Origin of the sequence: Streptomyces sp. CA-210063 (assembly GCF_024612015.1) — a bacterium.
GTDB lineage: Bacteria > Actinomycetota > Actinomycetes > Streptomycetales > Streptomycetaceae > Streptomyces.
Window position 1 is genome coordinate 2,132,072 of sequence record NZ_CP102512.1, and the last position, 23,610, is coordinate 2,155,681.

At 70.2% G+C, this 23,610-nt stretch carries 16 protein-coding genes; 5 read left to right on the forward strand and 11 right to left on the reverse strand.

Annotation, left to right across the window (positions count from 1 at the left end; all coding sequences use genetic code 11):
* Positions 1–51 precede the first annotated feature (51 nt).
* Positions 52–1,095 carry a rhamnogalacturonan acetylesterase gene (locus JIX56_RS09230; RefSeq protein WP_257538446.1) on the reverse strand — a complete coding sequence of 348 codons (1,044 nt, stop codon included), beginning with the start codon at positions 1,093–1,095 and terminating at the stop codon, positions 52–54.
* A gap of 192 nt (positions 1,096–1,287) precedes the next feature.
* Here JIX56_RS09230 and JIX56_RS09235 point away from each other — a divergent pair, with 192 nt between their 5' ends.
* Entirely contained in the window at positions 1,288–2,979 is a 1,692-nt protein-coding gene (locus JIX56_RS09235; protein WP_257538448.1) for a rhamnogalacturonan lyase B N-terminal domain-containing protein, read from the forward strand.
* A 7-nt stretch (positions 2,980–2,986) separates the two neighbouring features.
* Here the strand turns inward: JIX56_RS09235 and JIX56_RS09240 are convergent, their stop codons facing one another.
* Both JIX56_RS09240 and JIX56_RS09245 read right to left on the reverse strand, forming a co-directional pair.
* Positions 2,987–4,399, reverse strand: a complete 1,413-nt coding sequence (locus JIX56_RS09240) for an RICIN domain-containing protein (protein WP_257538450.1) — start codon at positions 4,397–4,399, stop codon at positions 2,987–2,989.
* Between the two features lie 11 nt (positions 4,400–4,410).
* Complete coding sequence (locus JIX56_RS09245; protein WP_257538452.1) at positions 4,411–5,502, reverse strand: glycoside hydrolase family 43 protein; 1,092 nt, start codon at positions 5,500–5,502, stop codon at positions 4,411–4,413.
* A 197-nt stretch (positions 5,503–5,699) separates the two neighbouring features.
* Between JIX56_RS09245 and JIX56_RS09250 the strand changes: the two genes are divergently transcribed.
* Complete coding sequence (locus tag JIX56_RS09250; protein WP_257538454.1) at positions 5,700–7,820, forward strand: autotransporter; 2,121 nt, start codon at positions 5,700–5,702, stop codon at positions 7,818–7,820.
* Between the two features lie 97 nt (positions 7,821–7,917).
* Here the strand turns inward: JIX56_RS09250 and JIX56_RS09255 are convergent, their stop codons facing one another.
* Positions 7,918–9,333: an amino acid permease gene (locus tag JIX56_RS09255; protein WP_257538455.1), complete on the reverse strand. Its 1,416-nt coding sequence runs from the start codon at positions 9,331–9,333 to the stop codon at positions 7,918–7,920.
* A gap of 135 nt (positions 9,334–9,468) precedes the next feature.
* On the opposite strand from JIX56_RS09255, the gene mmuM reads away from it, so the two are divergent.
* Both mmuM and JIX56_RS09265 read left to right on the forward strand, forming a co-directional pair.
* On the forward strand, positions 9,469–10,422 hold the full coding sequence (gene mmuM / locus JIX56_RS09260) for a homocysteine S-methyltransferase (RefSeq protein ID WP_257538468.1): 954 nt from the start codon (positions 9,469–9,471) through the stop codon (positions 10,420–10,422).
* Between the two features lie 92 nt (positions 10,423–10,514).
* Complete coding sequence (locus JIX56_RS09265; protein ID WP_257538480.1) at positions 10,515–11,600, forward strand: LacI family DNA-binding transcriptional regulator; 1,086 nt, start codon at positions 10,515–10,517, stop codon at positions 11,598–11,600.
* Between the two features lie 206 nt (positions 11,601–11,806).
* Here JIX56_RS09265 and JIX56_RS09270 read toward each other — a convergent pair whose 3' ends face one another.
* The 3 genes from JIX56_RS09270 to JIX56_RS09280 are packed head-to-tail and all read right to left on the reverse strand — an operon-like array spanning position 11,807 to position 14,308.
* The gene (locus tag JIX56_RS09270; protein ID WP_257538490.1) at positions 11,807–12,619 is read right to left on the reverse strand and encodes an ABC transporter permease; all 813 of its coding nucleotides are present in this window, start codon (positions 12,617–12,619) and stop codon (positions 11,807–11,809) included.
* A complete protein-coding gene (locus tag JIX56_RS09275; RefSeq protein WP_257538501.1) occupies positions 12,616–13,575 on the reverse strand; it encodes an ATP-binding cassette domain-containing protein in 960 nt (319 codons plus the stop codon). Before JIX56_RS09275 ends, JIX56_RS09270 begins: the two co-directional genes overlap by 4 nt.
* Before the next feature lie 58 nt (positions 13,576–13,633).
* The gene (locus tag JIX56_RS09280) at positions 13,634–14,308 is read right to left on the reverse strand and encodes a DUF4097 domain-containing protein (RefSeq protein WP_257550790.1); all 675 of its coding nucleotides are present in this window, start codon (positions 14,306–14,308) and stop codon (positions 13,634–13,636) included.
* Positions 14,309–14,534: 226 nt separating this feature from the next.
* On the opposite strand from JIX56_RS09280, the gene JIX56_RS09285 reads away from it, so the two are divergent.
* Positions 14,535–15,275: a GbsR/MarR family transcriptional regulator gene (locus JIX56_RS09285; RefSeq protein WP_257538512.1), complete on the forward strand. Its 741-nt coding sequence runs from the start codon at positions 14,535–14,537 to the stop codon at positions 15,273–15,275.
* Between the two features lie 118 nt (positions 15,276–15,393).
* Here the strand turns inward: JIX56_RS09285 and JIX56_RS09290 are convergent, their stop codons facing one another.
* The 4 genes from JIX56_RS09290 to JIX56_RS09305 form a co-directional block, all read right to left on the reverse strand.
* A complete protein-coding gene (locus JIX56_RS09290; protein WP_257538532.1) occupies positions 15,394–16,986 on the reverse strand; it encodes a carboxylesterase/lipase family protein in 1,593 nt (530 codons plus the stop codon).
* Between the two features lie 119 nt (positions 16,987–17,105).
* Entirely contained in the window at positions 17,106–18,365 is a 1,260-nt protein-coding gene (locus tag JIX56_RS09295) for an alginate lyase family protein (protein ID WP_257538534.1), read from the reverse strand.
* A 26-nt stretch (positions 18,366–18,391) separates the two neighbouring features.
* Entirely contained in the window at positions 18,392–21,721 is a 3,330-nt protein-coding gene (locus JIX56_RS09300) for an alginate lyase family protein (protein WP_257538544.1), read from the reverse strand.
* Between the two features lie 15 nt (positions 21,722–21,736).
* Positions 21,737–23,533: a putative Ig domain-containing protein gene (locus JIX56_RS09305; RefSeq protein WP_257538546.1), complete on the reverse strand. Its 1,797-nt coding sequence runs from the start codon at positions 23,531–23,533 to the stop codon at positions 21,737–21,739.
* Positions 23,534–23,610 lie beyond the last annotated feature (77 nt).

Sequence of the window (23,610 nt, forward strand, 5' to 3'; positions counted from 1 at the left end):
CCCGCGCACAGACCTGGGGCGCCCCGGTTCCGGTCGAGGCGCCCCAGGGGCTCATCCCACCCTGGTCTTCCCCTCCGGCACCAGCCCCTGGGCGACGAGTTCGTCGCGGACCAGGTCGGCGTAGACGGTCGCGCCGTGCACGGAGGTGTGGGTGTTGTCGCGCTTCTCGTTGTAGAGGTAGAGCGCCTTGGAACCTTCGGTGCCCAGGGACTCGACCAGCGCCTTCGTCCTGGCGGTGAGGTCGATCAGGGGTACGTCGTGGGCGGCCGCGACCGAGCGGGTGACCGCCGGGTGGTCGACGCCGAGGCCGTTGACCAGCAGGGCCGTGTTGTTGTTCAGGGTGCCGTCCGCGTTGAACCAGCGGCGGACGATCGGGGTGACCAGGACCGGCTTCCCGCCCTTCTCGCGGACGCCGGCGACCAGCGTTTCGAGGTTGGCCCGGTAGGTGGCCTCGTCGGTCTGCTTGTCGTTGTGGGCCAGCTGGATCAGGACCAGGTCGCCGCGCCGGATCTGCGGCTGGACGGTGGCCCACAGCCGGGAGTCGGCGAGGTAGGAGACCGTGCTCTCGCCGGAGTCGGCGTAGTTGGCGACCGAGACGCCCTTGCGGAGGTACTGCGGGAGTTGCTGGCCCCAGCCGGAGTACGGGTCGCCGGGCTGGTCACAGACCGTCGAGTCGCCGACGAGGAAGATCTGCCGGGCCCGCTTGGCCGGGGTCACGCGGATGTCGGCGAGGGCGGGTGCGGAGCCGCCGATGACGAGGTCCAGGCCGGGGGTGCCCTCGGCGCCGGTCGGCTCGCCCTCGGGGGTGCGGACGTTGACGGTGAAGCTGCGGGAGACGGGCTCGCCCGCCTCGGTGGCCGTCTCGGCGAGGAGCGTGCGGCGCGCCTCGCCGGTGACCTTGGTGCTCGCCGCGCTCTCACCGCCGAGGCGGACCGTCACGTCGTACGTGCCGGCGGGAACGGCGAAGTGGCAGGCGTTCGCGGCGCAGTTGTCCAGGCCGAGCGCGGGCCGGCCCTGGTGCGCCTGGGCCGGTACGGCCGACAGGGCGGTGCCCAGGGTCGCGGCCGTCAGCACGGCGACGGTGAAACGTCTCATTGCGGCTCCTCCGACAGGGATGACAAGACCCGGCGGCTGGACGGTACATCGTTTGGCAAGCGCTTTCTAGATCTCGGATCATTTTCACAAGATTGCCAACTTCCCTGCCACGAAAGCCCTTTCGCGAAATCGATTCAACTGTCACCCTTCCGAATCACCCGCACTCCCCCCACACCTTCGAGGAGGACCCCCATGTCCGAATCCATCGACAGACCGACCGCACCCGGCCTCGGCCGTCGCGGTTTCGTCGTCGGCGCGGCGGCCACCGCCGCCGGCGCCGCGCTCGCCGGGCCGCTGGCCGGCACCGCCCGCGCCGCGGCCTTCGGCTACTCCGACGACGGCACCCACTACGTCATCGACACCGGCGCGAACCTCGTGTTCAAGGTCAGGAAGAGCAACGGCGACCTGTCGTCGCTCGTCTACCGGGGCACGGAGTACCAGGGCTACGGCGGCATGAACTCGCACATCGAGTCCGGCCTCGGCAGCTCCACGGTCACCATCACGCAGTCCGGCTCGACGATCCTCGTCTCCGTCACCTACGGCACGCTGAGGCACTACTACGCGGCCCGCAGCGGCGAGAACAACATCTACCTGTGGACCAACAAGGCCGACACCTCGGTCTCGGCGACCCGCTACATCGTGCGCGTGAAGGCGGGCCTGTTCCTCAACGACGAGCCCGACTCGTACACCTACGCGCCCACCACCATCGAGGCCTCGGACGTGTTCAGGAAGTCCGACGGCCAGACCCGCTCGAAGCACTTCTCCAAACTGCGGGTCATGGACTACAACTACGTCGGCTGGTCGGCGAACGGCGTCGGCCTGTGGATGGTCCGCAGCAACCACGAGAAGGCCTCCGGCGGCCCCTTCTACCGTTCCCTGCTGCGCCACCAGAGCGCGGACGGCGGCGGTCTCTACGAGATCCTGTACTACGGGCAGAACCAGACCGAGGAGCAGCGGTTCGGCCTCCAGGGCCCGTACGTCATCGCCTTCACGGACGGCGGTGCCCCCTCCTCGTCGCTGTTCCCGGGCACGCTGACCACCTCGTGGGCGGACTCGCTCGGCCTGTCCGGGTACGTCGCCGCGAGCGGCCGGGGCCGGGTGGCGGGTGTCGGCATCACCGGGCGGAACACGTCGTACGCGTACACCGTGGGGCTCGCCAACTCGGCGGCGCAGTACTGGGGTTCGGCTCGGGCGTCGGACGGCTACTTCGCCATCTCCGGGGTTCTTCCGGGGACGTACACGCTCACCGTCTTCAAGGGTGAACTGGCGGTCCACACGACCTCGGTGACGGTCACGGCGGGCGGTACGACGACCCTGAACTCGATCGCGATCCCGTCGTCGAACGACCCGTCCAACGCGAGCGCGATCTGGCGGATCAACGACTGGAACGGCACGCCGAGCGGCTTCAAGAACGCCGACCTGATGACGTACGCGCATCCGTCGGACGCCCGGGCCGCCGCCTGGACCGGCAACGTGGTGATCGGCAGCGGCACCGAGACCTCCGCCTTCCCCTGCTACCTCTGGAAGGACGTGAACAGCGGTCTCCTCGTCTACTTCCGGCTGACCGCCGCGCAGGCCGCCGCCGCGCACACGCTGCGCATCGGTGTGACGACGGCCTACGCCAACGGCCGGCCGCAGGTCGTCGTCAACGACACCTGGACGTCGGCCATCCCCTCCCCGCCCACCCAGCCGAACACCCGGTCCCTGACCAACGGGTCCTACCGGGGCAACAACCACACGTTCACCTACAGCGTCCCGGCGTCCGCCTGGCTGACGGACACGAGCCAGTACAACGTGCTGAAGATCAACGTGGTGAGCGGGTCGGGGTCGACGTCCTATCTGAGTGCCGGGACGTCGATCGACGCGATCGATCTGCTCGGCTGAACACTCGTCATGTCCCGCGCGTCCACTGCTGGTTCGTCCCTCCGTTGCACGTGTACGTGATGACGGCGGCCGAGTCGGCGGTGGACGCGCCGTTCACGTCCAGGCACTCGCCGGTCGCCCGGGACTTGATGTTCACGTAGGAGCCGGTGGTCGTGACCGACCACTGCTGGCTCGTCGCCGAGGAGTCGCAGTTCTCCTGGGTGACCGTGTTGGCGTTCTCCTGGACGCACAGGGAGCTGTGACGGGTCATCAGCTGGTAGTAGCCGCTGCCGACGGACTTGAACCAGTACTTCTGGTTGTTTCCGCTGTTGCAGGTGTACTGCTTGAGCTGCGCGGCCGCCCACTGCGACTGGCTGGTGACATCGGCGCACTTGGAGGAGTGGCGGGCGATCAGCGTGTTGTAGGTGGCACTGGTACCGCTGATCGTGCCGGTGGCGGTGTCGATCGTGACCTCCGGCGCCCAGGACATGGACATCGTGGTGGAGGTCGGGAAGGTCAGCGGCAGCCAGACATAACGGGAGTCGTTGACCGTGCCGCCGAAGGAGTTGCCCCAGCGGTCGCCCATGTACAGGTACGAGGTGGTCGACGTGCCCTGCACGGGCAGGACGTACGCGGTCTGCGAGCCGAAGGTCGTCGAGTCGCCGATGTTCGCCATGGCCGTCCAGGGGCCCGCGATGTTGGTGGCGGTGGCGTACTGCTGCTGGTTGGGGTTCCAACCGGTCGCGCCCGAGGTCAGCATGAAGTAGACGCCGCCCCGCTTGAACAGGGCCGGGGCCTCGCGGTGGCCGCCGTGCCAGGGGTCGGCGACGAGGGCGGCGATGCCGGTGTAGTCGGCGGTGAGCCGGTAGATCTGGAGGTCGTAGTTCTCGCGGGCCGCCGAGATCATGTAGCCGGTGCCGTCGGTGTCCACGAAGACGGTGATGTCACGGGACATGTGCTGGCCGAGCGGACGGAAGCTGCCCCGCCAGGTGTAGTTCCCGTCGACGGTGTCGGAGACGGCGACGGCCGCACGGGCCTCGCTGTAGTCGACGCCGTTCTCCTTGTGCATCCACATCACGAACTTGCCGGTGGCCGCGTTGTACATGACCTTCGGCCGCTCGATGTTGGCGGTCGCCAGCTCCGGGTCGGTGGCCTCGGTCAGGACGTTGTTGCGGAACTCCCAGGTCTTCAGGTCCGTGGAGCGGTAGGCCGACACGTACCGGAAGGTGTTGTCGGAGTTCCGGTGCTCGCCGAACCAGTAGTAGTACGAGCCGACCTTGATGACCCCGCCACCGTGGGCGTGCAGGGCGTTGCCCGAAGTGTCCTTGAACTGCGTGCCGTTGGGAATCGTCTGCGGCGCCGCCTGGGCGGGGCCGGCGGTGACGAGGGCGCCGGCCAGCGCCAGACAGAGCGCGAGGAGCATCGCGTACGCACGTCTCATCTCAGCTGTCCTTACCGGGCGTTCGGGGTGGATGTGTCGGCCACGGGGATGCCGAAGTCGGGGGTGCCGTCGGGCTTCCAGCCGAGGCGCTGGATGCGGGTGTGCCGGTTGGGGTCGTTGAGCGGGTCGCCGACGATGTCCTTGTACTGGCGGGCGTGGTAGACGAGGACGTCGGTGCGGCCGTCCTCGGCGACGGTGAAGCTGTTGTGGCCCGGCCCGTACTGCTTGGTGGTGTCGTTGCTGGTGAAGACCGGCGTGGGGGACTTGGACCAGTTCGCGGGGTCCATGAGGTCGGCGTCCGCGTCGATGGTCAGCAGGCCCATGCAGTAGTTGAAGTCGGTCGCGCTCGCCGAGTACGTCATGAAGAGACGCCCGTTGCGCTTGATGACGGACGGCCCCTCGTTGACCTTGAATCCGATGACCTCCCAGTCCAACTCCGGGGTGGTGAGGCGTACCTGAGGGCCCGTCAGGGTCAGCGGGTCGGCCATCCTGGACAGCCAGACCGCGGTGTTGTTGTTCATCCCGGGCTCGTGCTGCGCCCACGCGAGGTAGCGGGAGCCCCGGTGGGTGAAGGTGGTGGCGTCCAGGGAGAACGTCTCCCAGGCGGTCTTCAGCTGCCCCCGCTCGACCCAGGTGCCCTTGAACGGGTTTGAGTGGGAGTTCTCCAGGACCCAGATCCGGATCGCCCAGATGTCCTCGGCGGGCGCGGAGGCGAAGTAGATGTACCACTTGCCGTCGATGCGGTGGATCTCCGGCGCCCAGATGTGCGCGCCCATCACGCCCGTCTCGTGCTTGCGCCAGATCACGGACTCGGCGGCCGTCGACAGCCCGCGCAGGGTGCGGGATCTGCGCAGGATGATCCGGTCGTACTCGGGCGCGGTCGCCGTGAAGTAGTAGAAGCCGTCGGTGTGCCGGTTGATGTGCGGGTCGGCACGGTTGCGGACCAGCGGGTTGACGTACGGCGCGGCGGCGCCCGGCCCTGCCGGGGAGCTCGCCGCGTGGGCGACGGTGGCGGGCAGGGCGGTGAGGGCGCCCGCGGCCAGGGCGCCCTTCAGGAGCAGCCTTCGGTTGGGGGGCTCGGGGAGGTCGTGCTCGCGGCTCATGCGGTCTGCCTCTCTGCAGATTGCTGCACGTGGGGGGACACAAAAGAAAACAGAATCGTTCGACATTTCGCACAAGATCTGTCATTCCGAACGGCTGAAAGGTAAGGGTGTGTTACGCGGAGGTCAACGGGTCGGACGAGACGAACTACAAGCGAAATTTCTGTTATCGAGGCGGGCCCCGGACCGTCTCCGATGTCGTGCGCAGCCAAACCCACAAGACAGCAGCGGCAGCCGGAGCTCTGGCGGTCACCGCCCTCATGCTCGGTGCCCCGACCGCGACCGCCGCCGGCCCCCGCGATGCGACCGCCGACGTACTGGCCGGGCGGAACGTCACGCTCGCCGGTGACACGGTGGTGACCGTGCCGTCCGGAACCACCAGGTACGACGGCGTGTTCAGCGGGACGGGCACGCTCACCGTGCGCGGCTCCGGAACGCTGGTCCTCACCAAGGACAGCGACTTCACCCTGCCGAAGTCCCGGCAGCGGCAGACCGTGAAGACGCTCGGCGGCAACCACCCGTACGTCACCGTCACCAACCCGGACCCACCGGCCGTGACCGTCGAGAAGGGCGCGACCCTCCAGTACGGCAACGGCGGCGGGACCGGCCTGATCGGCCACTTCCCTTACAACACCCCGGCGTTCCGGCTCAACCAGGACAACATCCGGGTCGACGGCACCCTGCGGCTCTCCCTGAAGGACGTCCAGTACAACCTGGGCACCATCAGCGGCTCCGGCCTGGTCACCCAGCCGAGGTTCCTCTGGGCCACCTGGGACCTCTCGGGCACCCACCCCTTCACCGGAGTCATCGACAACGGCACGCAGGTGAACGCCGGACGCCCGGAGTTCGCGACCTCGCTGCCGAGTGCGCGCAAGGTCCTCAACCAGGGCACCTGGACCGTGGACACCCCGCTGGGCCAGACCGTCACCCAGGGCATGGACTTCTACCAGCGCGAGTACGGCAGCGACATCAACGTCCAGTCGCGGCCCGGCAGCAAGGTGATCCTCACCGGCCAGTACAGCTGGTCGAACCAGGGCGGCGACACCAACCCCTCGCTCAGCGACCCCGCCCTGAACTGGACGCCCGCACGCAAGAACGTCAACAAGCGCGGCACCAACATCAAGGGCGCGAACGTCCAGTGGGGCGACGGCACCACGAACAAGATCTTCATGCCGGGCACCGCCGAGACCGTCTACATCAATCTGCTGGCGGCACGTTCGCGTTCACTGCTCACGTTCGACTACAACGGGCCGGTGACGCTCGGAGCCCCCATCGGCGGTGGTGTTTTCCACGACACCCTCTCCGCGCCCGGCGCCGGGGACATCGTCATCAAGGGGACGAAGGGCAACGACGTCACCTTCGCGGCCGTCCAGTACTACAACGGCTCGACGACGGTCGAGAAGGGCGCGGTGCTGCGGCTGGGCAGCGGCAGGTCCGGCGGCGACGGCGGGCTGTACACCAAGGGCGACCTCTACAAGGTGGTCAACAACGGTTCGCTGATCGTCCGCAACGTCTCGAAGCCCGTGACGCTGTCGCGCGTCGGCGGCAGCGGCTCGTTCACACAGTCGGGCACGGCCACCACGACCCTGACGGGCGGCGCGGTGACGTACACCGGCACGACGACCGTCACCAAGGGCACGCTGGCGCTCCGCTCGGGAGCGACCCTCAGCCGCAGCAAGACCATTCGGCTCACCACCGCCGGGGCGAAGCTCGACGTGGGCACCGCCGGACTGAAGGTGACCAGGTCGCTGTCCGGCAAGGGCACGGTGAAGGGCTCGGTGACCAACGCGGGCGCGGTCGTGGCAGGCCTCACAGTGACCGGCGGCTACACCCAGACCAAGCAGGGCGAACTGGTGCTGTGGGAGAAGCCGTTGAAGGTGAGCGGGGCGGTGAGGCTGGCCGGTGACCTGGACTTCGCGGCCCTGGGCGCCGTCGGCGGGCCCGGCGAGAAGATCACCGTGATCGACCACAAGGGCAAGGGCAAGAACGCCGGTACGTTCACCGGGCTGCGCGAGGGCGCCAAGGTGAAGCTCGCCGACAGCACGTACAGGATCAGCTACAAGGGCGGCGACGGCAACGACGTCGTCCTGACCACGGCGAAGGCGAGCCCGTCACCGGCCGTCAAGGCCGCCGCCGGCTCCGGTTCCGACACCGACGCCCAGGACACCCGTACGCAGAACGCGAGCGCCTCCGCCGACAGCGGGTTCGGCTGGTGGCCGTACGCACTCGCCCTCGCCATGCTGTCCGGGCTGCTGGTACCGGTGAGCCGGCGCCGCAGGAACAACCGACGCCGGGGCGGACGACACGCGGCCACCGGCTGAGACCGGCATATCGAGGAATGAGAAAGAGCCCGGGCGGGCGGTCGCTGTACGGGGGTCAGCGGCCGCCCGCCCGTCTCATGGGATACCGGGGGTGCGCCTACGCGGTGGCCTGGGTCTCGGTCGGCTTCTCCTGCCGGCCGCGCAGCCACACGTACACCGGGATGCCGGCGAAGAGGAACAGGACGCCCTGGTAGACGGCCGCGTAGCCCGCGCCCGCGATCAGCCAGAAGGAGAACGCGAAGGAGAGGGCGGCGACGATCAGGTCGCGGACGAGGCCGGCCGGGCGGACGCGTTCGCGGGTGCCCCGGGCCAGCCAGTAGAGCTGGGCGGCGGCGGAGAGCAGATACGGGACGCAGCCGGTGAACGTGGTGATGAGGACCAGCACGCGGAAGGCGGTGTCCGGGTCGTCGGCGTAGTTCACGACGATGAGGAGCGTGCCGAGGACCGCCGTGGCGAGGACGCCGAACCCGGGGACGCCGCCCTTGCCGACGCGGGCGAACGGCTTCGGGAACAGCCCGTCGCGGGCGGCGGCGTACGGCATCTGGGCGCTGAGCAGCACCCAGCCGTTGAGGCAGCCGACGATGGAGGCGACCGCGACCAGCGCGATCACCGTGCCGCCCCAGCTGCCCCCGGCCATCGAGTTGACCGCGTCGGCGAACGGCGCCCCGGACTCGACCAGTTCCTCGTGCGGGACCAGGCCGAAGACGGCGACCGTGCCGAGGATGTAGACCAGCGCGGAGGCGAGCGTGCCGAGGACGCTGGCCCGGCCCACGGTGCGCTCCGGATCCTGGACCTCGCCGGCGCTGACGGCGGCGGACTCGACGCCCAGGAAGCTGTAGAGGAGGAGCGCGGCAGCGGCGGCGATCGCGCCGGGGGTGCTCTCGCCGGAGGCGTTGAAGGGGCCGTAGTTGTCGATGTCGATGAAGAACAGTCCGATGGTGGCGACGAGCAGCAGCGGGACGAACTTCAGGACCGTGGAGACCATCTGCACGGCACCGACATAGCGGGTGCCCGCGAAGTTCGCGGCGGCCGGCAGCCACAGGGCGGCCAGGGCCACCAGCGCCAGGACGACCTTGCTGTCGCCCAGCGGTATCAGTACGTCGACATAGCCGACGACGCCGACGGCGAGCGCGGCGATGCTGACCCAGCACATCGTCCAGTACGACCAGGCCGAGAGGAAGCCCGCGAAGGGGCCGAAGGCGTCGCGCGGGTAGACGTACAGGCCGCCGGTGACCGGACTGCGCTTGGCCAGCCGGCCGAAGAGCAGGGCCAGCAGCACGGCGGCCACGGAGAGGATGACGAAGGCGAGCAGGCTGACCGTGCCGTACGGGGCGACGGCGGCGGGGAGGGTGAAGATGCCGCCGCCGATGATGTTGCCCATGACGAGGGCGGTGGCCGCGGCGAGGCCGAACTTGCGGTCCGGGGCGGCCGCGCTCGTCGCCGGGGCCGTCTCGGCTGCCGGGGCCGGGGTCGGCTCGGGCTCGGTGGCCTCGGGGGTGCTGGGGGTGGTCATGGCGGTTCCCGGGTGCTGGAGTGGGAGGGGACGGGGAAGGCGTGATCGTATCGCCGCGTTCCACATGGTGGTCAATCTGTTCATGTACTGGACACAATCGGGGGCCGCCTCCGCGGCTCGACTACCGTCGTCGGCATGACCAGCAACACGCCCGGCACGTTCCCCGGCATCCCCGGTCCCCCCGTCGGCCCCTTCGCCGCGGCCCTCGCCGCCGATGTCCTCGTCCTCGACGGCGGCATGTCCAACCAGCTGGAGTCGACCGGGCACGACCTGAGCGACGAGCTGTGGTCGGCGCGGCTGCTCGCGGAGCGGCCGGAGGCGATCACCGCGGCGCATCTCGCCTACTTCGAGGCGGGCGCGAACGTGGCGATCACCGCCAGCTACCAGGCCACCTTCGAGGGCTTCGCCAGGCGCCGGATCCGGCGTGAGCGGGCGGCCGAACTCATGTGCCTGAGTGTCGAGTTGGCCGTGGACGCGGCGATAGAGGCCAAGGCGAAGGGCATCACGCGCCCCCTGTTGGTGGCGGCCTCGGTCGGCCCGTACGGGGCCATGCTCGCGGACGGCTCCGAGTACCGGGGCCGGTACGGGCTGAGCGTGGCCGAGTTGGAACGGTTCCACCGGCCCCGCCTGGAGGCGCTGGCCGCCACCTTCCCCGACGTGCTGGCGCTGGAGACGATCCCGGACACCGACGAGGCCGAGGCACTGCTGCGGGCGATCCGCGGTCTGGACGTGCCCGCCTATCTGTCGTACACCGTCGCCGGCGACCGCACCCGTGCCGGGCAGCCGCTGGAGGAGGCCTTCGCCCTGGCCGCCGACGCCGAGGAGGTCGTCGCGGTGGGCGTGAACTGCTGCTCGCCCGACGACGTGGACGGGGCGATCGAGACGGCCGTCCGGGTCACCGGCAAGCCGGTCGTCGTGTACCCGAACAGCGGGGAGGTCTGGGACGCGTCGGCGCGGGCCTGGACCGGGCGGTCGACGTTCACCACCGAGCAGGTGGAGGGATGGCGGGCGGCCGGCGCCCGGCTGATCGGGGGGTGCTGCCGGGTGGGACCGGAGGCGATCTCGGCGATCGCGAAGACGCTGGGCTGACGAACACGGCGTTCCGACCGCTCCCCGCTGCTAGCCTCCGTTCCGGGGAAACCGGTTACCGATGTGTGCCGACAGGCGGGGTGGGGCGGGGCATGACGAGGAAGAGCGCCGACGGCGGGGGCCGCAGCACGATCCGGGACGTGGCCGCGCGGGCCGGCGTCTCGGCGGCGACGGTGTCACGGGTGCTCGGCGGGGCCTACCCGGTGAGCACGGCGACCCGCACCCAGGTGCTGCGGGCCGTCCGCGAACTGGACTACGTCGCCGACGCCCGCGCCAAGGCGATCGCCGGCGTCGGCACGCCCACCCTCGGATTCGTCCTCGACGACATCACCGGCCCCTCGTTCGCGCTGATGGCGCACGGTGTGGAGCGCGAGGCGACCCGGCTCGGCCATCTCTGCCTGGTGTGCAGCACCGACGGCGACGCCGCGCACGAGCTGGACTTCATCGAGACGATGCGGGCCCAGCGGGCCGCCGCGGTCATCCTGGTCGGCGGCGGGGCGGACACCCCCGAGTACCGGTCGCGCACCGCGCGGGTCGCCGACGCGCTGGCGGCCGCCGGGTCCCGGCTCGTGCTGTGCGGACGACCGCCGCTCGATCCCGGGGCGCCGGTCACCGTCATCGAGTACGACAACGAGGGCGGCGCGTACGCCCTGTGCGCGCATGTCCTGTCCCAGGGCCACCGGCGGATCCTCTTCCTCGGCGGCGAGCCGGAGCACACGACCGCGCAGGGGCGTGAGCGGGGGTATCTGGCCGCGCATCGCGCGCGGGGTGTCGAGGCGGACCCCGCGCTGCGGCTGGCCGGGGACTTCACGCGGGACTCCGGGTACCGGTCGATGCGGCGGGCGTTGGAGGACGGGCTCGACTTCACGGCGGTGATGGCCGCGACCGACATGGTGGCGGCGGGGGCGCTGACCGCGCTGCACGAGGCGGAGGTGTCGGTGCCGGGGGATGTGTCGTTGGTGGGGTACGACGACATTCCGTTCGCGCGGGATCTGTATCCGCCGCTGACGACGGTGCGTGTGCCGTACGAGGAGTTGGGGCGGCTGGCTGTGCGGACGGCGTTGGAGCGGGGGCGGGGGCGGGGGCGCGATGCGCCGCCCGACGAGCATGTGTTGTTGGGGACGCATGTGGTGGTGCGGGACTCTGTTCGGGCGGTCGGGGATTCGTCTGCCGGGTGAGGTCGTTTGCCGGGTTCGGGTTGTTTGTGGTTGGTCGCGCAGTTCCCCGCGCCCCTTAAACTGCCGGGGCTTGAGAGCTCGGTGTCTATAACCGGCCCGCGAGGCCGCCCCGCAGACGAACGGGGCGGCGTGCGCCGACGTGGTGTCGGAGTACGCCGCCCTGGGGTGGGACGGGTTGCGGGAGGTGGCCCGCGCTGTCATGGCGGTTACTTCGGGTCGCTGTTGAACTTCGAGGCCGACCAGAAGTAGCCGAGGACCGCGAGGCCCAGGCACCAGGCGACGGCGAGCCATCCGTTGTGGCCGATCTCGGTGCCGAGCAGGAGCCCGCGCAGGGTCTCGATGGCCGGGGTGAAGGGCTGGTACTCGGCGATGGGCTGGAACCAGCCCGGCATCGCGTCGACCGGGACGAAGGCGCTGGAGATGAGCGGGAGGAAGATCAGCGGCATCGCGTTGTTGCTGGCGGCCTCGGCGTTCGGGCTGACCAGGCCCATACCGACCGCGATCCAGGTGAGCGCCAGGGCGAAGAGCACGAGCAGCCCGAACGCCGCCAGCCACTCCAGGGCCGTGGCGTCCGTGGACCGGAAGCCGATGGCCACGCCGACGGCGCCCACGAGGACCACGCTGGCTACCGACTGCAGCACGCTGCCGATGACATGTCCGATGAGCACCGAGCCGCGGTGGATGGCCATGGTGCGGAAGCGGGCGATGATGCCCTCGGTCATGTCGTTGGAGACGGACACCGCGGTGCCGATCGTGGTGCTGCCGATGGTCATCAGCAGCAGGCCCGGCACGAGGTAGGCGATGTAGGCGGAGCGGTCTCCGCCGCCGATGCCCGCGCTCATGGTGTCGCCGAAGATGTAGACGAAGAGCAGCAACAGCATGATCGGCGTGAGGAGCAGGTTCAGGGTGAGGGACGGATAGCGCCTGGCGTGCAGGAGGTTGCGGCGCAGCATCGTGACCGAGTCGCGCACGGCGAGGGAGAGCCGGGTCGGGCGGGCGGAAGCCAGGGGTGCGCTCATCGGACAGTCTCCTTGGGCTGGGTGGTCACGTTGGTGCCCGTCAGGGCGAAGAACACGTCGTCGAGGTCGGGCGTGTGCACGGTCAGTTCGTCGGCCTCGATGCCGGCCGCGTCCAACCGGTCGAGGACGGAGCGCAGTTCGCGCTGGCTGCCGTCGCTGGGGATCTGCAGGGCCAGCGCCTCGTCGTCCCGGGTGACCTCGCCCAGCGCGAAGGCGGCGCTCCGGTACGCGGACGGGTCGGTGAAACGGAGGCGGACGTGGCCGCCCGGGATCAGCCGCTTGAGTTCCTCCGCGGTGCCCTCGGCGGCGATCTTGCCGTCGTTCAGCACGGCGATACGGTCGGCCAGCTCGTCGGCCTCCTCCAGGTACTGGGTGGTGAGGAAGACGGTGACGCCTCCCGTGACGAGTTCACGGATGATCTGCCACATGTTGTGCCGGGAGCGCGGGTCGAGGCCAGTGGTCGGCTCGTCGAGGAAGATGATCCGCGGATCGCCGACCAGGGTCATGGCGATGTCGAGGCGCCGCTTCATGCCGCCGGAGTAGGTGGAGGCGGGCTTCTTCGCGGCCTCGACCAGGTCGAAGCGCTCAAGGAGCTCGGCGGTGACCCGTTGTCCCTCGCGCTTGGACAGGTGGTGCAGGTCCGCCATCAGGAGCATGTTCTCCTCGCCGGTGATCAGACCGTCGACGGCGGAGAACTGCCCCGTGACGCCGATCGCGGCGCGGACCGCCTGCGGGGCGGCGGCGAGGTCGTGGCCGCCGACCCGGATCCCGCCGGACGCGGGGTCCGGGGAGATGAGGGTGGAGAGGATCTTGACGGCGGTGGTCTTGCCGGCGCCGTTCGGGCCGAGCAGGGAGAAGATCGTTCCTTCGGGGACGGCCAGGTCGATGCCGTCGAGCACGACCTTGTCACCGTAGGACTTGCGCAACCCGTTCGCCGCAATGGCCGGGTTCGTCATGAGGGTGCTCCTTCGTGGCTACTGGGGGTGCTGTGCGGGACTTTCACAACCCCCTGGGTCAGAGGCTGCGGGCGGTGATGTCGCCGTAGGCGGTGGTCGCGTGGATGTCGAGCTGGGCGGCGGTGCCTTCGGTGTTCACAAGGGCGTTGTGGATCCGGCCGTAGGAGGTGCCGGCGTCCAGGGAGGCGGAGACTCCGCGGGCGGCGCCGACCGAGATCTCGCCCTTCTCGGTGCGCAGGGTGACCGTGCCGCGCACCGCCTCGGTGATGCGGATGTCGCCCTGCTGGGTGCTGATCTCCGCGGGTCCGCCCAGGCGGCCGACCGAGACGTCCCCGGCCAGGACGGCCAGGCGGGCGCCTGCGGTCTCGTCGAGCTTGACCGGGCCGAGGGCACCGTCGATGGCTACGTCGCCGAGCCGGCCGACCCCCCGGAACTCGACGCCGGCCGACTTCGCCTCGACACGGGAGCCGGCGGGCAGCTGGACGGTCACCTCGACCGAGCCGGCCGGGCCCAGGATCCGGTTCTTCGTCGCCGCCGTGGCCGTGATCCGCAGGGTGCCGTCGGCGTATTCGACCGTGGTCTGCTCGGCCAGCTTCACATCCCGACCGCTGGAGGGGTCCGCGGGCCGGACGTCGACCGCGGTGTCGGACCGGTCGGCGGCGATGACCTGCACCCGGCCGGACTGGATGTCGAGGACGGCGGCGATCGGGGCGGGGGTGGTGAACTTCTGCATCATGCTCTCCTGTGGCTCGTCGTTTCCAACAAGGGAAAAGCTACGTTGCATTCAGAGATCCAGCAATCACCTCGTTGCGCAGAATCTGCATCAGTGCAGGTAGACAGCAGAAAATCGTTGCAACAGCTCTGTCGAGAATGCAACAGTGGTCGCTCTGTTCGTTGCAATGATCTGAGAGTGAACGCTATACTCGCCGCACCAGGAAGCACGCACGAAGGAGGCCGCGATGCCGGGAGGCAGGCTCACCCAGCAGGAACGTCAGCAGATCGCGCTGGGGCTGGCCGACGGCCTCGCCTACGCCGAGATCGCCAGGCGCCTCGACCGCCCGACCTCGACCATCACGCGCGAGGTCATGCGCAACGGCGGCCCCACCACCTACCGCGCCGACCTCGCCCACCGCTCCACCGAACGCCGCACCCACCGGCGCAGGCAGGCCGCGCCCCGGGGACCGGAGACATCCGAGCAGGCCTACGGACGCGACGCCGAGGCCGTGCGCGAGTACGAGGAGACCTTCACCACCGTCATGATGGCTTCGGGCATGCCCACGATGATGGCCCGGGTGATGGCCTGCCTCACCCTCACCGACACCGGCAGCCTCACCGCGTCCGAACTCGCCCAGCGCCTCCAGGTCAGCCCGGCGTCCATCTCCAAAGCGATCGCGTTCCTCGAGAGCCAGGGCATGGTGCGCCGGGAACAGGGCGAACGCCGCCGCGAGCGCTACGTCGTCGACGACGACGTCTGGTACCAGACGATGATGGCCAGCGCCCGCTCCCTCGCCCAGCTCGTGGAGACCGCACGGCAAGGCGTCCACGTCCTCGTCCCGGGCACCCCGGCCGCCGCACGCCTGGAGAACATCGCCCGCTTCCTCGACTTCGTCAGCGAGAGCACCGCCCGCGCCGCGGAACAGGCCCGCGAGATCCTCCGCACGACACCCGAGACGACCTCGACCTCGGACGGCACCCCCTAGCCACGCTCGGATCGCGGACAGACAGCCGCTTCGACGGTCACAGCCGGCGGTGCCCACGCCGGAAGCTTCCCCCGGTCACTCGGGGGTGCCGGCCCGCGGTGGCGGAGAGACGCGCCCTCTACGGAGTTCGGCGGAAGCGGCGAAGAGCCGGCAGTGGACCTCCGCCGGAGGTGATGAAGGTGCCGGAACCCTGGGCTCTCCGGGGTCGCCTCGCGTCCGCGTCCCAGAGGGCCAGTTCGGTGTCGTAGGGGCCGAAGGCGATCCGCTCGTCGTCCGGGGTGTCGAACACGTCGAACACACCGACCGGGTGGGTGGGGTCCCAGGCGGGCCAGCCGGGGGTGCCGTCCGTCGCGAAGCGGACCCAGGCGGCGTGCATGGCGGTGGCGAGGTCGCGTGGGGCGTGCTCGCCGGCGAGCTTGGCGGAGGCGGGGGCGCCGCCGGTGTCGAAGACGAAGCCGAGTTCGAGGGCGTGGCAGGAGCCGAGGCCGGGCAGGCCGGAGGGCCAGGCGAACTCGTAGACGAACGACCGGGCTTCGCCGAGGCGGGCGTCCGCCACACGGTGCAGGGGGACGCGCAGGAGGTGGTCGGTGACGAGTTGGCCGACCAGGTCGGCGGTGCCCTTGTCGGGATGGAGGTCGCGGTAGGCGCGGGGGAGTTCGGGGCCGCAGCGGCAGCGGGCGCGGGCGCCGGCCAGGGCGACCGTGCCGAGGCGGTCGACGCGCTCCTGGAGGCCCCCGGGGACCAGCCAGAGGCGGTGTTCGTCGCGGGTCCAGCCCATGAGGAGGTCGACGCCCGGGGCCGCGCCGTGCTCGGTCAGGGCCTCCAGGGGGTCGGTGGGCACCAGGTCGTCGTCGACGACGATGCCGAAGGCGGGGCCGCCCAGCACCGGGCTGCTGAGGCGGCCGACCTCGGCCTGCACCTCGGCGAGTGTGGAGCGGTCCACGGCGGCGAAGGCCGCGGCGGTCGCCGGGACCTTGAGGCGGGCGGCCATACGGCGGACCACGCGCCGCACTTTGTCCCGGTCCAAGGCCTCGGGCGACCCGCTCTGGAGAACGGCCCTGCGGAACAGTCCCCGCGCACGAGGGGCGGCCAGCAGCGCGCCGACACTGATGGCGCCCGCGGACTGCCCGAAGACGGTCACCCGGTCCGGGTCACCGCCGAACCCGGCGATGGAGTCCCGCACCCACTCCAGCGCGGCCAGTTGGTCGCGCAGTCCGAGGTTGGCCGGGGCGTCCGGGAAGAGGCCGTAACCCTCCACACCCAGGCGGTAGTTGAGGGACACCAGCACCACGCCGTCACGGGCGAAGGCGGCGCCGTCATAGACCGGGACCGCCGACGAGCCCCGGGTGAGGGCCCCGCCGTGGATCCAGACCAGCACCGGCAGCCGGGCCCCGCGGCCCGGCTCCGGCGTCCACACATTGAGGTTGAGGCAGTCGTCCCCCGGGACGACGGGGTCCGACAGACAGCGGGCGAACGCCTCCGAGTACGGCGGTTTCGGAGGCGTCGGCCCGAAGGCCACGGCTTCACGCACACCCGCCCAGGGCTCGGGCGGGACGGGCGGCCGGAACCGGCGGGGGCCGAAGGGCGGGGCCACGTACGGGATGCCGCGGAAGACCGCGATCCCGTCCTCGTAGCCGCCCCCGTACTCGTATGTGCCGCGTACGTCCCCATACGGCGTGTCGGCCACGGGGTTCTGCCGGTCTGCTGTCATCGCGCACCAGCTCCTCACGGCCGCCCGCTCGTGAACCGTCGTTCACCTCAGAGCACCACATCCCTCCGGGGTATTCCGGTCGTGCCGGGTCTTCGAGGGCCGTTCGGTGGACGAGGCGGCTATTTGGCGTACATCAGGGTGCCGAAGCCGAGCTGGTCGTATCCGCCGCTGGTCGAGCCGTAGTCCCCGCCGCCGCCCTCGGGGCGGACCTGCTCGGCCATCGCGGTGATGTACGGGACGGACAGGCCCCGGCGCCGTGCGTAGTGGTAGTGGACGAGGTCCCACACCGGGCGGAGCTGGCCCCGGCCGGCGGAGGAGACCGCCGTGTGGGTCTGCTGGGCGCAGTTCTGGCCGCTGCCCCAGGTGTAGGTGGTGAAGGGCACGTCCTGGCCGAGGTTGTACTTGGCGACGTACTGGGCGCCCTTCATGAACCGGTTGTTGTCGTAGCCGTAGAGGTCGTCGCCCTGCGACCAGGCCATCTCGCAGAAGGCGCCCATCTGGCCGATGCCCATGACGCTGTGGCCCTGGTCGCGGCCGGCCTCCTGCCACTGGCCGAGGGCGTAGCCGGCGGAGTCGGTGTGGAGGTACGGGACGGCGTGGGCGATGGAACCGTTCCCGGCGCCGGTCTTGAAGTAGTTCACGGCCTGGTCGTACTTGGCGCCGTCGTCGCACAGGATCGCGATCGCGAGGATCGAGTTGATGGTGCAGAGGTCCCAGTTGGCCCAGTAGTTGGTGATGCAGGCGTCGTTGTGGCTGTTCAGGAACTGGTTGTTGAGCGGGTAGAAGACGTTGAGCATCATCGTCTTGAACCGGTCCAGATCGAAGCCGCTGTAGCCGCGCATGAGCTCGGCGGCGTTGGCGAACTGGTAGCCGTAGATCCCGGCGGCCAGGAACCGGTCGGCGTTGCCGGTGACGCTGGTGAGCGTCGACGACCAGGCGTTGAGGATGCGGACCGCCGCGTCGCCGTTGGCGGTGGTGCCGGCCACCTTCCAGCGCAGCGCGTTCTGGTAGGCGGCGTGGATGTCGTTGTAGAGGATGCCGTAGTTCTGGCCCGTTCCACCGCGGATGATCGTGGCCTGCGGGTTGGGCGTCCAGGTGCTCGCCGAGTGGGAGTTGGCGGTCAGGCGGTTCCAGCCGGACAGCCACGGGTCGTCGCCGGCGGCCACCCGCACCTTGGCGCGGTTGAGTTCGCCGTAGGCGTGCAGCATGCCGGGGTGGGTGAAGGTGGCCGGGGCCGCCTCCGCCGTACCGGCGGCGAAGGCGGAGCCCAGCGCGAGGGCGGCGGTGAGACCGCCGGCGGTCCGCAGCAGACCGCGACGGCTCAACTCACCGTCAGTAACAGGCTCGTTGGGGCTCTTGTGGGGGGAAGTGCGGCTCATCGGTGCATCTCCAATCCATGGAGGATCTAGAGGGGGGTGACGCTCACCTCGCTGAATCGCGCGGTGCCGTGGGTCAGCGGGCTGCGGGAGCAGACCACCAGGCCCACGTAGGAGGAGGCGTCACCGAAGCCGGGGATCTCTCCCTCGGCGAGGGGGGTGAAGGTGACGCCGCCGTCTGTGGAGACCGCTGCGGCGAAGACGGTCCCGGTCCGCTTCAGCCGCAGCAGGCAGGGGGTGGTGACCGTGGCGTTGCCGGTGAAGGCCGAGCGTCCGGCCACGGTCGTGCGGAGCATGAGCTGGGCGCTGGTCCCGCCGGTGACGATCGCCCCGGCCGCCTGGTCGAACGGTGACAGCGACTTGGCCATCAGCAGCCCGACCCGGTCGGCGGTGGCCCCGGTACGGGAGTCCAGGCGGGCGGTGATCTCACAGTCACCGGTGATCGGCCGCCGCAGGAACTGGCCGGTCATTCCCTGGTTGTTGACGGTCAGGTCGACGCCCGCCCCGCGCACGACGAAGGTCCCGTCGTCCTCGTACGCGGTGCTGCCGGGCGTGCGGACGGCGACCACACCGAGGGTGCCGAACTGCCGGTCGTCGAGGACCGGGTCGCCGAGGTCGCCGTAGGTCCAGGGGGTGGGCGGGGGTGTGCCGACGGTCAGGGTGAGGGTGCCGGTCGCGTCGCCCGCCGCGTTGCCGGCCGTGGTGGTGACGGTGAACTCGCCGGTCCGGGTGGGGGTTCCGGAGATCAGGCCGGTGCGCTTGTCGACGCGCAGGCCGTCGGGGAGTCCGCTCGCGGTGAACCGTACGGGTTCGTGCGAGGCGCGGATCAGGTGCCGGAAGGTGTCGCCCTTGTTGGCGAACGCCGTTGTCGTGGAAGTGAGTTGGGGCGTGGAAGGAGTCGGCGTCCGCGCCGAGGCGGGCTCCGAACGCGGGCCGTGTCCACCGCTGTTCGTCTTGGTGACGACATAGTGGTACGTCGTGCCGGGGGTGCCGGTGGCGTCCATGTGGCGGATGCGGGCGCCGAAGCCGACCGGGCCGACGCCGGTCGCGATCGTCAGATAAGGGCCGTCGGCGCGGGTGGCGCGCAGCACCTTGTAACGGGCGGAGAGGTCTGGATCGGTCCAAGCCAGCTCGACCGCATCAGCACCGGCGCCGGCCTTGAGATCGGTGACCCGCCGGGTGGGGCGGCCCACCGACCAGACCTCTCCCCCGGCGGCTGACACGACGCTCACGTTGTCGAAGGCGCCGGTGCCGGTCTCGGCGTACTCCTCGTCCACTCCCAGACAGGAGGTCAGCACCAGCCCCGCGTAGGCGGTGCGCCCCAACTCGACCTCGGTGCTGCCTACTTCGGTCCAGTCGATGCCGTCCGGTGAGATGGCCCCGGTGCAGCGGCGGCCCTTGCGGGTCACCCGCACCCAGTAAGGGGCTCGCAGCCGGTAGCCGTCGCCCGCGCCCTCGACGTACGGGGCCTCCAGCGGTGTCGCCGACTCCGGCAACGTGCCCAGGCTGGAGATCGGGAAGGCGGCGGCAGTGGTGATGGCCTGCTGCTGGGAGGGCGGGACCGGTGTACTGCCGGTGGCGGAGATCGGCGCACCGGCCGCCGGACGCACGCTCCATACACCGCTCCAGGTGTGCAGCGGCAGCCCCTGGATCAGCATCGAGGCGTGCGCGGCCTCCGCGTCGAGCGAGTCACGGAGCGTGACGCCGATCTTGGAGTACTGGGAGCTGAGCGGCCACACGATCCGTGCCGTGACCGTGCCGTCGCCGGACAGTGGCAGATGCGCCAGACGGTAGGTGTCCGCCGTGCCGCTCGCCTCCAGCAGGAACCGTTCGCCGTCGAAAGCGGCGGAGCCGGGGATCCTGACGTCCCCGAGGTCCCGGGTCGACCAGGGCTCCGGGAGTCCGGCGGTGGCTCGGGCAAGACCCGAATCGCCGCTCGTTCCCAGGGAGTTGGTGGCGGTGACCATGTAGGAGTACGTCCGGCCCGGGCGGACGCCGGTGTCGGTGTACGTCGGCTTGTCGAGTCCGGTGGCGATCTCCTCGTACGGACCCTCGGGGCGGGTGGACCGCCGGACGGCGTACCCGGTGGCCCACGCGGAGGGCAGCCAGGCCACCGTGACGGCCTTCTCCTCGCCCGCCGCCGTCACGCCCGCCGGGGGCTTCGGCACGCTCGGCGAAGGGGCCGACGCCCCCGCGTAGGTGAGGGTGCCCCAGCTGGGCAGGTCGTCGTTGCTCCCCTCCACGAAGCGGGCCCCGCCCGTGCCCCGGAAGACGGCCGCCTTCGTGTACGGGGCGTCGAGTCCGCGTACGCCGGCGTAGTGGGCGTAGTACATCTCGTAGATCGGCGGCAGGTTGCCACGGACCTTCTCGGAGACGGTCGTTTTGATGTACTTGCCGGTGCGGTCCAGGTCGGAGGTGAAGGGGACCTCGCCGCCGAGGTTGTAGCGGGCGGCGTACTCGGCGTTGGCGAGGATGCGGTTGTCGTCGTGGCCCCACAGGTCCACGCCCTGGTTCCAGGCGACCTGGGCGGCGTCGCCCATGAGGCCGACCGCGAGCTGCTCGTGGCCCTGGTCGCGGCCGCTCTCCTGGCCCTGGCCGCCGGCGGTGACGATACGGCCCCGGACGCTGCCGTTGCCGGCGCTCGCGGCGGCGAAGCGCAGGGCGTCCTCGAAGAGGGTGCGTTCCTCGCAGAACACGCCGATGGCCAGGATGGTCTGCGTGGCCGTCAGGTCCCAGTTGCCGTTGGCGTACAGCATGTAACCGGACACCGCCGGATACCAGACGTCAAGGAAGGACCGCTCGCAGCGGGCGATGTCGGCGTCGGCCCATCCGTCGTAGCCGGTGTGCCGGAGCAGTTCGGCGGCGTTGAGGAACTTGAAGGCCTGCAGGCCCGCGCCGAGCGGGCCGTCGGCGCCCGTGATCATCGTCAGGGACGCCGACCAGGCGTTGAGGATGTCCCGCGCCTTGTCCGCGTGCGCCCGCTCGCCCGTCACGCACCACATCAGCGCGTTCTGGTACGCGGCGGCCGAGTCGGCGACGGCCTGGTTCTGGAAGTTGGTGGGGCCGCGCCCCCAGGACGTGATCTGTCCCGTGTTCTGGACGGTGTACGTCGACTTGGACCGGGCGTGGGCCGCGAGCGCGAGATAGCCGTCGTGGATCGGCGACTCCTTGGCGGCGACCGCCGCTTTCAACCGGTCCAAGTCGGCGGTGGTGTGCAGGAGACCCGGGTGACTGAACGTGAGGGTCGCTTCGGTGGTGCGGGCCCACGCGGCCGTGGCGGAGGCGGACAGGAGTCCGGCGCCGGCCACGGCCGTGAGCCCGGCCGCTCCGAGGAACGACCGTCTGCTGAGGGGAAGCACAGATGTCTCCTGGTCCTACGGGTGCCGCACCGTGAGCGTGAGGGACTTGGTGGCCGTGCCCACGGTGTTGGTGGCCGAGACGGTGACCGTGTAGGTGCCGGGCACCGCCGGGATGCCGGAGATCAGCCCCGTCTGCTCATCGAACTCCAGGCCCTTCGGCAGGCCCTCGGCGGCGAAGGAGGTCGGCAGCGCGGTCGCGGTGACGAGGTGGTTGAACACCCGTTTCTTGGTGGCCGTCGCCTCGCCCGCGCTGGTGATCTCCGGAGCCACCGTGGCGGCCGCCGTGGCGGCGTCCAGGAAGCGGAGCTCCTTCACGTGCTCGTTGGCGAACATCGGGACCATGTCCGTGGTGAGGTACCAGCCGGGCTTCTTCATCCTGTCGTGGACGACGGTGCCGTTGACCTGCAGGTTCTGGAAGGTGAGGCCCTTGATGGGGCGGTCCGCGTCATAGCCGGTCAGGATCGCCATGTCGGCCTTGGTGCCGTTGTACGACAGGTTCCGCACGTACACGTCCTGGATGCCCCGGCCGGGCGAGGCGTTGTACCGGTTGGCCATGACCCGCATGTTGACCAGCTGGCCCCAGGTGAAGTCCTCCACACGGACGTCCTGGATGCGGACGTTCCGGATGAGGTTGCTGTCGCCGGGGTTGAGGGCGAAGCAGCCCTGGTAGAGGACCTGCGGTTCGCGGTGCTGGAGGACGTCGACGTTGCTGAAGACGATGTTCTCGATGACTTCCGGCTTCTCGGGGTTGCCGTGGGTGCCCATGTTCACCGGGTGGGCGACATCGGCCCAGAGGGTGGAGTTCCGCACGGTGACGTTGCGGCAGTCGCCGTAGTAGTCCCAGCGGTGGGCGTAGATGGCGATGCAGTCGTCGCTGTTGCGCATGAAGACGCCCTCGATCAGCACGTCCTCGCTGCTGAACACGTCGATGCCGTCGCCCCACTGGCCGAAGCTGTAGGAGTGCAGGTTGCGGACGGTGACCTGCTGCGACTGGCCGATGGTGCAGGAGTAGCCGGTCTTGGGGTTGAGGGCGAGGATGCCGTCGATCTCGATGTTCTTGGAGAAGGCGACCAGGGTGGCGGCGTCGGAGTCGTAGATGATGCCCCGGCCGAGCAGGCGGGCGTTCTCCACGCCCGTGAACTCCACCCGGGCCTTGAGCACCGCGCCGCCGGCCAGGTACACCGTCTTGCCGCTGGGCACCTTCACCACGTTGTCCGTGACGGTGTGGATGCCCGGGCCGAAGTAGATGACGTCCGGGTCGTCCTCCTCCGGCCGCCACTTCTCGATCGGGTTCGCGTGCAGCTGGAGGTTGTCGTAGAGGTCGAACGCGCCGCCGTCGGCGTCACCGATCTCGATGGAGAGGTTGCGCGGCTCGGTGAGGCTGAAGGTGATGGTGTCGCCGCTGACCTCGTGGGCGATGTCGTACGACAGGGGGCGGATGCGCGCGGAAGGGACGGCCCCCTTCGAGGAGATGACCTGGACCTCCACGGTGCCCTGGAAATCGAGGTTGGCGACCGAGGAGCTGCGGACGATGCCGGAGCCGGTCTTCTCGTTGATGGTCTTCGTACGGGCCCGCACCACGGGCACCGGCTGCCATTCCCCGCCCGGTGTACGGGCCTTGACGGCGAAGCTGGTGTTGAGCGGCAGCCCGGTCGGGATCGGGTACACCACCAGCCGGTCGGCGGCCTCGGATCTGTCGTCCGCGCTCGCGGCGGAGGTGGCCGCGCCGAGCAGCGTGTACGCGGCGGCCGTGGCACCGGCGGCCTGGAGGAGGGAGCGCCGGGACAGGCCGGTGCCCTGGGTGTCGGTCATGAGCGACTTCCTTATGTGCAAGGGGAATCAAGTGGAGTGAAGAGGGTTCACTTGGGGCCGTGTGGGACTGCGCGGGA

Coding starts and splice junctions, on each gene's coding strand:
- JIX56_RS09230 (WP_257538446.1), bottom strand. CDS start 1,095: ATGAGACGTTTCACCGTCGCCGTGCTGACGGCCGCGACCCTGGGCACC.
- JIX56_RS09235 (WP_257538448.1), top strand. CDS start 1,288: ATGTCCGAATCCATCGACAGACCGACCGCACCCGGCCTCGGCCGTCGC.
- JIX56_RS09240 (WP_257538450.1), bottom strand. CDS start 4,399: ATGAGACGTGCGTACGCGATGCTCCTCGCGCTCTGTCTGGCGCTGGCC.
- JIX56_RS09245 (WP_257538452.1), bottom strand. CDS start 5,502: ATGAGCCGCGAGCACGACCTCCCCGAGCCCCCCAACCGAAGGCTGCTC.
- JIX56_RS09255 (WP_257538455.1), bottom strand. CDS start 9,333: ATGACCACCCCCAGCACCCCCGAGGCCACCGAGCCCGAGCCGACCCCG.
- mmuM (WP_257538468.1), top strand. CDS start 9,469: ATGACCAGCAACACGCCCGGCACGTTCCCCGGCATCCCCGGTCCCCCC.
- JIX56_RS09265 (WP_257538480.1), top strand. CDS start 10,515: ATGACGAGGAAGAGCGCCGACGGCGGGGGCCGCAGCACGATCCGGGAC.
- JIX56_RS09270 (WP_257538490.1), bottom strand. CDS start 12,619: ATGAGCGCACCCCTGGCTTCCGCCCGCCCGACCCGGCTCTCCCTCGCC.
- JIX56_RS09275 (WP_257538501.1), bottom strand. CDS start 13,575: ATGACGAACCCGGCCATTGCGGCGAACGGGTTGCGCAAGTCCTACGGT.
- JIX56_RS09280 (WP_257550790.1), bottom strand. CDS start 14,308: ATGCAGAAGTTCACCACCCCCGCCCCGATCGCCGCCGTCCTCGACATC.
- JIX56_RS09285 (WP_257538512.1), top strand. CDS start 14,535: ATGCCGGGAGGCAGGCTCACCCAGCAGGAACGTCAGCAGATCGCGCTG.
- JIX56_RS09290 (WP_257538532.1), bottom strand. CDS start 16,986: ATGACAGCAGACCGGCAGAACCCCGTGGCCGACACGCCGTATGGGGAC.
- JIX56_RS09295 (WP_257538534.1), bottom strand. CDS start 18,365: ATGAGCCGCACTTCCCCCCACAAGAGCCCCAACGAGCCTGTTACTGAC.
- JIX56_RS09305 (WP_257538546.1), bottom strand. CDS start 23,533: ATGACCGACACCCAGGGCACCGGCCTGTCCCGGCGCTCCCTCCTCCAG.